This is a genomic window from Angustibacter speluncae (assembly GCF_054777815.1).
In genome coordinates, this window is the sequence record NZ_BAAHAF010000185.1 from 1 (window position 1) to 2,660 (window position 2,660).

The window sequence follows — 2,660 nt, forward strand, 5'->3', positions numbered from 1 at the left end:
GGCGCGCCGCTCGCGTGCCGTGAGCTCGACCCGGACGTGCGGCGCGCGCTGGCGGTGCTGCTGCCCGCCTCCGCGGCGCCGGTGCTGCTGCACGAGGCGGTGGCCACGTCGGGCTGGGGTCCGGCGGCGGTGCTCCTCGCCCTGCTGGTGGTGCCTGCCCAGGCCGTCGCGGCCGCCCTCGCCCTGCACCTCGCGGTCGTCCGCTCGGCCGCCGCTGTGTCGCGCACCCGCGGCCGCGAGCGCGTGCTGCTGGCCCGGCTCGACGGGCTGCGGGTGCACCACTCCGCCGACTCCGCGCGCCGGCACGAGGCCCGCGGTGCGCTCGCGGCCGTCGCGCTCGCCAACACCGCGCTGCTCGAGTCCGCCGAGCGGCTCGACGACGACACCCGGCGCGAGCTCGTCGACGGCGTCGTCTCCGAGCTGCGGCGCATCAGCACCCTGCTGGCGCCGGACGCCGTCCCTGCGAGCCCGCTGCCCGCCCCGCGGCGCGGGGTCGGCGACCGCGCCGGGGTCGCGTGACCGGCTCGGCCACCGGGGTCCGGGTCGCGCTCGTCGACGACCACGCCCTGCTCGTGCAGAGCCTCGCGCTCGCGCTCGGCGCCCACGGCCTCGACGTCGTCGCCGTCGACCCCGTCGCACCGCTGCGGCCTCCGCCGCACGACGTCGACGTGGCCCTGCTCGACCTGGCGCTCGGGGAGGGGCGCTGGGGCCTCGACCTGCTGCCCGAGCTGCGGCCGTGGGCCGGCGCGGTGGTGGTGCTCACCGGCGAGACCGACGTGCGGCTGCTCGGCGACGCGCTGCTGGCGGGGTGCCTCGGCGCCGTGCCGAAGAGCGCCCCCGTGACCGACATCGTCGAGGCGGTGCGCTGCGCGGCCGCCGGCGAGGCGCTGCCGACGCGCTGGGCCGACCCCACCTGGGTCGGTGCGAGCCGGCGCGCCCGGGCCGAGGAGCGGCAGCAGCTGGCCGACTTCGAGCGGCTCACCGGTCGGGAGCGCGAGGTCCTGGCGAACCTGGTCGACGGCCGCGACGTCGCCGAGATCGCCTCGGACGCCGTGGTGTCCGTCGCCACCGTGCGCTCGCAGGTGCGGGGCGTGCTCACCAAGCTCGGAGTCTCGTCGCAGCTGCAGGCCGTCGCCCGCGCCCGCCGCGCGGGCTGGCGCACCGACCGCGCGGGGTGAAGGTCGAGAAGGCCTCGCCGCGAACGGAGTTCATCAATTGTGACGATGAGGGTCGGCCGTTCGGCCGACCACCCTGGTGCCACGACCGGGAATTGCTCCCGGACCACACCCAGGAGGAACTCCCGTGCGCAACAGGTTCAAGCTCGCTGCCGGCGGTGTCGGCGTCGCCGCCGTCGCGGCCAGCGTCGTCCTCACCGGCGGCACGTCCGCGTACTTCTACGACCTCGAGAAGAGCACCGGCAACCAGATCGAGGCATGCGACTTCGACCTCACCTGGCGCTCGAGCAACCTCAAGGCCGTGTCGCAGGCGCCGAGCAGCCAGGCGTCGGCCACCAAGACCAACGCCGACGGCTTCCTCAACGGCACCGACGGTGCGTTCACCCTGGCGAACCTGCAGCCGGGCGACGCCTACTCGGTGCAGCTGAACGTCCGCAACGCCGGCAGCTGCGCGGGTGAGCTGTACATGGACGTCGACCAGCACGTCGACCTCGAGAACGGCCTGACCGAGCCCGAGGCCGCCGCCGGCGACGCCGACCAGAGCGGCGACATCGGCGAGACCGTCCAGGCGAAGGTGCGTCTCGACGGCTACAAGACGCTGCACGAGGGCTCGCTCGCCTCGTTCGCCGAGGCGCTGCCCACGCTGCTCGACAGCGACTTCGCGGGCAAGGACGAGCACAGCCTCGTGGTCACGTTCACCGTCCCGGAGAGCGGCACCGCCGGCACCGAGAACGTGATCATGACCGACTCGTACTCGTTCGACCTCGACTTCGCGGTCACCCAGAAGGGCCACGCGCCCACCGGCAACCTGGGCTGATCCGAGGGCCGGTGGGCGTCCCGGGGACGCCCACCGGCCCACCCCTTCCCGCAGATCCCCGACCACGACGCCTCGACGGACGGACCCGATGAACACCGTGCTGCGCACCACCCGAGCCCTGGCGACCACCCTGCTGTGCCTGGTCGTGCTGCTGCTCGCCGCCACGATGCTGCTGCCGAGGGCGTTCGGGCTCGACCCGCTCGTGGTGACGTCGGGCTCGATGAGCCCGACCGTCGACCCGGGCGCCGTCGTGCTGGTCGGCGCCCCGACCCGCGAGCTCGCCGAGGACGACGTCGTCACCTTCCGCGACGGCACCGGCGGGCTCACCACGCACCGCATCGCCTCGGTCCTGCACGACGCCGACGGCACCCCCGTCCTGGTCACCCGCGGCGACGCCAACGAGGACGCCGACCCCTCCCCGCTGGCCGCCGAGGCCGTCGTCGGCGTCGCGCGCTTCGCCGTGCCCCACGTCGGGTACCTGGTGCAGTCGGCGTCGACGCCCGCCGGCATCGGCGTGCTGCTCGCGCTCGTCGGCCTGAGCCTGGTGCGGCCCCGCGGGCCCCGCGCCCGCCCGGCCCTCGCGGCGGTCCCGGCATGAGCCAGCGCGGTCGCAGTCGGCTCGCGAGCTGGGCCGGCGTGCTCGGCGTCGTCGCGCTCGGCGCGGTGGG

The 2,660-nt window shown here is 75.5% G+C and carries 4 protein-coding genes; all 4 read left to right on the plus strand.

All coding sequences use genetic code 11. The features are described from left to right. Nucleotides 1-519, plus strand: a 519-nt coding sequence (locus ACYVKY_RS20295) for a hypothetical protein (RefSeq protein ID WP_460436798.1), incomplete at its 5' end; no start/stop codon positions are given. Beyond that, complete coding sequence (locus tag ACYVKY_RS20300; RefSeq protein ID WP_460436799.1) at nucleotides 516-1,178, plus strand: response regulator transcription factor; 663 nt, start codon at nucleotides 516-518, stop codon at nucleotides 1,176-1,178. The genes ACYVKY_RS20295 and ACYVKY_RS20300, both read left to right, overlap by 4 nt. 124 nt (nucleotides 1,179-1,302) lie before the next feature. After that, a complete protein-coding gene (locus tag ACYVKY_RS20305; protein ID WP_460436800.1) occupies nucleotides 1,303-1,992 on the plus strand; it encodes a SipW-dependent-type signal peptide-containing protein in 690 nt (229 codons plus the stop codon). Between the two features lie 88 nt (nucleotides 1,993-2,080). Then, the gene (locus ACYVKY_RS20310; RefSeq protein WP_460436801.1) at nucleotides 2,081-2,590 is read left to right on the plus strand and encodes a S24/S26 family peptidase; all 510 of its coding nucleotides are present in this window, start codon (nucleotides 2,081-2,083) and stop codon (nucleotides 2,588-2,590) included. Nucleotides 2,591-2,660: the final 70 nt, after the last annotated feature.